This window comes from Thermoanaerobacter siderophilus SR4, assembly GCF_000262445.1.
GTDB lineage: Bacteria > Bacillota > Thermoanaerobacteria > Thermoanaerobacterales > Thermoanaerobacteraceae > Thermoanaerobacter > Thermoanaerobacter ethanolicus.
Map to the genome: position 1 here is coordinate 2,010,997 of NZ_CM001486.1, position 6,056 is coordinate 2,017,052.

Sequence of the window (6,056 nt, forward strand, 5' to 3'; positions counted from 1 at the left end):
AAATTTTTGAGACATTTGGAGGTCAAAAAAGACAAAAAGATACCCTCCTTCCAATATACCAATAAATGGTATTGGAAGTTCCAGAACAAAATTCCTTATTAATTTTTAACAAAAAAGTGTTTAAATACTAGCAACACCTCTTTCTTGATATATTTGACCTTTGCTGAGCATTGCAAAGATCAGAGGGATTAATCTTCTAGCAGTTAAGACGAGGGCACGTTTATGTTGGTGTTTAGGTACCTCGCGATACTTCTTGTTGTAGTACTCTTTAAACCTCACTGTGTGCACCCTAACACAGTTAGCGGCTTCAACAAGATAGTATCGTAGGTACTGATCACCACACTTAACCAAAGAAATATCCTGGGCATTGAAATTACCTGACTGATATTTATTCCAGATGAGGCCGGCATACTTGGCAAGAGCAGCTTCATTATTAAATCTTTTGATATCTCCAATTTCGGCGATGATACCAGCAGCAAGGACGTCCCCAATGCCGGGGATAGTAGTTAGAGTTTGATTAAAAGCTTTAAGCTGTCTTGATATCTCGCCGTCAAGCTTTTTAAGTTGAGATTCGAGGAAGCGAATATTTTCGAGAGTCATAGAAAGAGCTAAGTCGTTTGCTTCAGCAAGATCAGGATGAAGCCTGTAAGCTCTGTTAGCAGCTGCTTTTAAAGTTTTAGCGATTTGAGTAGGGTCTGAGAGTCTGTTATTGCCATAATGGGAATTGGAAAACGAGAAGAAATAGCAGGAGGATGATAGGCGATGTTAAGATCTCAGATACAAAAGATAGAATCCATAACTCCTGAAGTAATGATAGTAGGAATTGATGTAGCCAAGAAGAAACACTGGGCACGTATATTTGACTACAGGGGTTTGGAGTTAACCAAAGGATTCTCTTTTAAGAATAACATAGATGGATTTAATCGTCTAGTGGGGAAATTAAGTGAGATAAAGGAAGAGAAAGGATTGGAGAAGATAATTGTTGGTATGGAACCTACAGGGCACTATTGGAAGGCGCTGGCGTGGTTTTTAAAAGAACAGGGAATGACGGTAGTACTGGTCAATCCTTATCATGTAAAGCAAGCTAAGGAGCTGGATGATAATGCACAGACTAAGAACGATCCAAAGGATGCTATGGTTATAGCAAGGCTTGTGAAAGATGGGCGTTTCAGTTATGCGTACTTGCCTGAAGGGATTTATGCGGAGTTAAGGGTATTAAGCACTATGAGGCAGCAAATAAGAGCGAAGTTAAATAGTGCAAAGAATGCGCTGGTTTCAATTTTGGATGAATATTTTCCTGAGTTTACGGAAGTGTTTAAGAATTTGGATGGCAAGGCAGCAATGCACATTTTGTATTACTATCCATTTCCGCAGGATGTGCGGGAATTAGGGGTTGAAGGCATAGTAGAGGAATTTAAGAAAGCAACAAAGAGAGCTGTTGGGCAAAAGAGGGCAGAAAAGCTGTACGAGGCAGCAAAAAGATCTGTAGGGGTAAAAGAAGGTCTAGCAGGGGCCAAGATAAAAATACGGCTGTGTATAGAGGAGATAAAGTTTTTCAAGAAACAGCTTGAGGAAGTAGAAAGGGAGATGGCAGTTAGATTACAAGAGACAGGGATAGACAGATACATATTGAGTATTCCTGGTATTGGTATAGTAACGGCGGCAGGCATATTAGGAGAGATAGGTGATCCGAGTCGATTTGAGAGTTGGAAGCAGATCAGGAAATATGCTGGTTTGAATCTAATAGAGGACAGTTCAGGTGAGCGGAAGGGAAAGACCAGGATATCGAAGCGAGGTCGAGCGATGTTGAGGAATCTTCTGTATCAGGTTGCAGTAGTAATGGTAAGCAAGAATAAAGAGATTAAGGCTTTATACACTTATCTTAAGACGAGGCGAGAGAATCCGCTTGAGAAGAAGCAGGCTCTGATAGTAGTGGCTGTGAAAGTGATAAAGATTATATTTGCACTAGTGAAGAAGAAAGAGGAGTATGATGGGAAGAAAGTATTAGGGATTTTTAGGGAGAAGCAAATACAAGCTGCGTAGAGATATGATGATAAAATTGGTGGGGGATAAGCAGTTTACCCTCCATTAGGGCATAGACCCTGTATACGAGCAAAGCTGCACCCCCACCAGTTCCCTAAGGCAGTAGGAAGGAATGTAAGGGCAAGGACCCAGAGAGGCATGATAGGGGATGCCTAGGGGGTAAAATTGATAATAGTAGTATTAATTTTCACAGTGCTGCATTTATAGAGGAAGATTAGAACAATAGTAGTGCTGTGAAAAGGGTAGGTATTGTTGTGTTTTATTAAGGTGGTAAAAGAAATTTCAAATAGCTGCGTAATTTTAAGATATTTGCAGCTATTTGAAGATAATAAAAAATTTTATTGAGATAGGAGTGTAAGAAATAGGTAATCTTAAAAAATTGCAAAGCCATCTCAATAACTGGATGCTTGTTTATACATTGATATTAATGACTGCTGGTGTATGGATAGGCTATGGGCATAGCGCTACTTTATGGGTAAAAGCAAATCAGCAGTTTTTAACTCTTTTAAATACTATTGCAGTTTTCTTTATCATCTATCCTATGATGGTAAATGTTAAACTTGAATTGCTTTTAAAGTCAATGAAAAATTGGAAGGCATTGCTATTAAGTTTGATATATAACTTTGCTTGGGCGCCGATTTTTGGATATTTTATTGCAACATATATGATTAAAGATCCTACTTTGTCAATTGGATTTTTATTAGTTATGGTGGTTCCTTGTTCAAGTATGAGCATTACTTATACAGGCCTTGCTGAAGGAGATGTTGAATTAAGCACTATGATTGTGGCTTTAAGTTTTATTGCTGCAATTTTTGCAGTTCCATTTTGGATGAGGATTTTTGCTTCTCATACGAACGTTCCTGTACCGACAGGTCAACTACTTATGTCTATATTAGAAGTTCTTATTTTGCCAATGGTGTTAGGTTATTTAACAAGGACTTTGGTAGTGAAAGCTTTTGGAGAAGAGAAATTTAAAAATATACAACCAATTTTTCCATCTATATCTATAATTTCAATGTACATTTTAATTTTCTTGATATTCTTTAGTAAAGCTGGTATGGTTGTTGATAAAATAGGATTAATATTGTTTTTGCTTGTTCCAAATGCTATCTTTATTGCAGTTACACTGATATTTGTTACGTGGCTTAATAAAGTATTGCACTTTTCGTATAAAGAACATATGGCAATTGTATTTGCTAGCACAGGGAAAAATAATGGGACTGCTGTTGCACTAGCTACTGCCGCTTTTTCTCCTATGGTTGCTATACCAGCAGCTACTATGCCTATCTTTCAGATTATTTTACTGATTTTATATCTTAAATTAGGGCCTTGGATAAAGAAGTATTATGAACCCGTAAATAAAAGAATCTCAGAAGAATAATCAATTACTACGGAGAGTTAATTGCAGAAGCAACGCAGGTTATCAGAATGAACGGAAAGGTTGAGGATATTACGGCAACTATACACACACATCCAACATTAAGCGAAATAATAGCAGAAACAGTAGAAAAAACGTTAAGTAGTTTTTAATGTTTTTTCAGTAGACATTGTTTTTATAAAATAGTGCTGTCAAACAAGTTGAAAGTTGACACAGAGTGTTAAAGCGTATGAAAAGGGTGATGATATGAATATTTTATATATTTCCGGAAGTCCAAGGAAAAAGAGCAACACTGACATTCTTTTAAAATTAACTATGTCAATTACGGGAGGAGAATTTATAAAGCTTATAGATTATAATATAAAGCCTTGTCTGGCTTGTTGGGCCTGCCAAAAAGACGAAGAATGTCCTATAGAAGATGATATGACAGAAAAACTTATACCAATGCTTTTAAAAAGTGATGGAATTGTAATAGGAAGTCCAGTTTTTTTTAACAATATTTCTGCTCAACTTAAGGCTTTTATAGATAGAACGTGGTGTATAAAAGGACAGTTAAGAAACAAAATTGGTGGTGCTATTGTAGTGGGTAGAAAGTATGGACATGAAAGTGCGATAACGGCTATAAATGCTTTTTTCCTTAAGCATGATATGATTCCCGCAAATAGAGGCGTTTGTGGCATTGCTTATAAAGAAAGAGAAATTTTAAATGATACGGAAGCAATAGAGGCGACAAAAAGATTAGGAAAGCGTATATTAGAGCTTGGAGAAATATTAGGAATTAAATAGCAAGGTCTATTTTGTTTTTTGCTTAAATATGTTAAAGTATGTATGAAAGCAATTACTTGCATACATAGATGAGGAAAGATTCTGTAGTGAGGATAAACCTGAAGCTAGTAGAATTGGACAAACTGCGAAGAAAGATTAAGGAAATTTTGCAATTATTCTTATAGAGTTACTATGGTTTACCTATAAATTTGTTAAAGAGGATAGAAAGTAGCTTCTAAGAATGAGTCTATACACAAGAATTGGTTTTTACGAATTCAAATTGGATATTATTACAAATGTCTGAGAAAGATAATGCTTAATGTTGCTTTTCGTAGGATTTTTTCCGTTTCGTTTTGCGTTTGCCATATATAAGAATTCGATTAAAAGCGGAAGAACTTCTTTGAAAATATATAACAGAACCCATATCAGAATTTTGGGACTTTGCAAGAATCTAAAAATAATAATGTAGAGGAGGTATAAAATTGGTTACAAAAGAACAAGTACTAAACGCTTTAAGAAAGGTATATGACCCAGAAATAGGAAGAAGTATAGTAGACCTTGATATGGTGAGAAGTATTCAAATAGAAGGGGATAAAGTTACAATTGGCATAAACCTTACTGTGAAAGGTTGCCCTCTTCAAGATACTATTAAAAAAGATGCTATCGAGGAAGTTTCCAAACTTGAAGGGGTTTCAGAAGTAATAGTAAATTTAGGTAGCATGACAGAAGAAGAAAGACAAAATTTAGCAAGAAAGCTTAGCGGTGGCAGGAAACCTATATTTGAAAATACGAGAGTAATAGTAGTAGGTAGTGGAAAAGGTGGAGTAGGTAAATCAACTGTTGCAGTTAATTTGGCTGTGGGCCTTGCTAGATTAGGTTTCAAAGTAGGGCTTTTGGATGCTGATGTATTAGGATTTAGTGTTCCAAGGCTTTTGGGTATTGTGGATGAAAGACCTTATGCATTGGATGAGCATACTATTTTGCCATTAGAAAGATTCGGGATAAAAGTGATTTCAATGGGTAATTTTACTGACGAAGATACACCTTTAATATGGAGAGGTCCACTTTTGTCAGGAGTGCTTGATCAGTTTTTCAATGATGTGTATTGGGGAGAATTAGATTATTTAGTATTGGATCTACCTCCAGGGACAGGAGATATACCTCTTACAGTGATGCAAAAATTGCCCGAGTCAAAATTTGTGCTTGTGACAACTCCACAAGCTTCAGCTTCTCACGTAGCAGGAAGAATCGGTTATATGGCTAAGAAAGTTAATTTAGAAGTTATAGGTATTGTGGAAAACATGTCATATTTTGAATGTCCTAACTGCCACCAAAGATATAATATTTTTGGTGAAGGGGAAACAGAAAAATTAGCGCAAGATTTAGGAACGGAAATACTTGTAAAGATTCCAATGACGGTTAAAGTCAGAGAATTAAGCGATGTAGGTATACCACCTGCTCTTGATGATGGATCAGAGGGATTGCCCTATATTGAACTTGCAAAAAAAGTTATAGAGAAAGTAAGTCCGATAAAATAAGTTAACCCACCGTGTGTTAAACTTACATTATGGAGATTCTCCTTTCTGTTAATGTTTTTGAGTTGACACTTAAATTTTATCAGAAAAAGGGGAGTCTCCATATATTTTTTTGCAAAAAATTCTTCACTTAATTTAGCCCTCAAATGGCTCTATTTGGGCATTTCGTAAATTCACTTGCCGAATTCAAGTTTATATTTTACCTTTTAACCAATTTTTCTAGATGAACTAATGGGTTTTAAAAATACAACAAATAATTCTTGATACTATAAATTTTATTGATTTTTACAAAAAAAAAAAAAAAAAAAAAAAAAAAAAAAAAAAAAAAAAAAAAA

Annotated in this window: 5 protein-coding genes and 1 pseudogene; 5 read left to right on the forward strand and 1 reads right to left on the reverse strand. The window is 35.6% G+C overall.

Translation table 11 applies throughout. The annotated features are described in order from the left end of the window. Positions 1-120 precede the first annotated feature (120 nt). Positions 121-732 (reverse strand): annotated as a pseudogene (locus tag THESIDRAFT1_RS09840) (IS110 family RNA-guided transposase); the annotation flags it as partial. Between the two features lie 30 nt (positions 733-762). Between THESIDRAFT1_RS09840 and THESIDRAFT1_RS09845 the strand changes: the two are divergent. The 5 genes from THESIDRAFT1_RS09845 to THESIDRAFT1_RS09860 all read left to right on the forward strand — a co-directional run bounded on the left by THESIDRAFT1_RS09845 (position 763) and on the right by THESIDRAFT1_RS09860 (position 5,724). Beyond that, positions 763-2,043 (forward strand): IS110 family RNA-guided transposase, encoded by a 1,281-nt coding sequence (locus THESIDRAFT1_RS09845; RefSeq protein ID WP_006570286.1) that lies wholly within the window; start codon positions 763-765, stop codon positions 2,041-2,043. A 427-nt stretch (positions 2,044-2,470) separates the two neighbouring features. Next, entirely contained in the window at positions 2,471-3,424 is a 954-nt protein-coding gene (locus THESIDRAFT1_RS09850) for an arsenic resistance protein (protein WP_244262814.1), read from the forward strand. Positions 3,425-3,444: 20 nt separating this feature from the next. Next, positions 3,445-3,573, forward strand: coding sequence for a hypothetical protein (locus THESIDRAFT1_RS13035; RefSeq protein ID WP_483027943.1), 129 nt, complete (start codon positions 3,445-3,447; stop codon positions 3,571-3,573). A gap of 94 nt (positions 3,574-3,667) precedes the next feature. Continuing rightward, positions 3,668-4,207 (forward strand): flavodoxin family protein, encoded by a 540-nt coding sequence (locus tag THESIDRAFT1_RS09855; protein ID WP_006570288.1) that lies wholly within the window; start codon positions 3,668-3,670, stop codon positions 4,205-4,207. A 461-nt stretch (positions 4,208-4,668) separates the two neighbouring features. After that, a complete protein-coding gene (locus THESIDRAFT1_RS09860; RefSeq protein ID WP_006570289.1) occupies positions 4,669-5,724 on the forward strand; it encodes an Mrp/NBP35 family ATP-binding protein in 1,056 nt (351 codons plus the stop codon). Positions 5,725-6,056: the final 332 nt, after the last annotated feature.

Coding starts and splice junctions, on each gene's coding strand:
- THESIDRAFT1_RS09850 (WP_244262814.1), top strand. CDS start 2,471: ATGACTGCTGGTGTATGGATAGGCTATGGGCATAGCGCTACTTTATGG.
- THESIDRAFT1_RS09845 (WP_006570286.1), top strand. CDS start 763: ATGTTAAGATCTCAGATACAAAAGATAGAATCCATAACTCCTGAAGTA.
- THESIDRAFT1_RS09855 (WP_006570288.1), top strand. CDS start 3,668: ATGAATATTTTATATATTTCCGGAAGTCCAAGGAAAAAGAGCAACACT.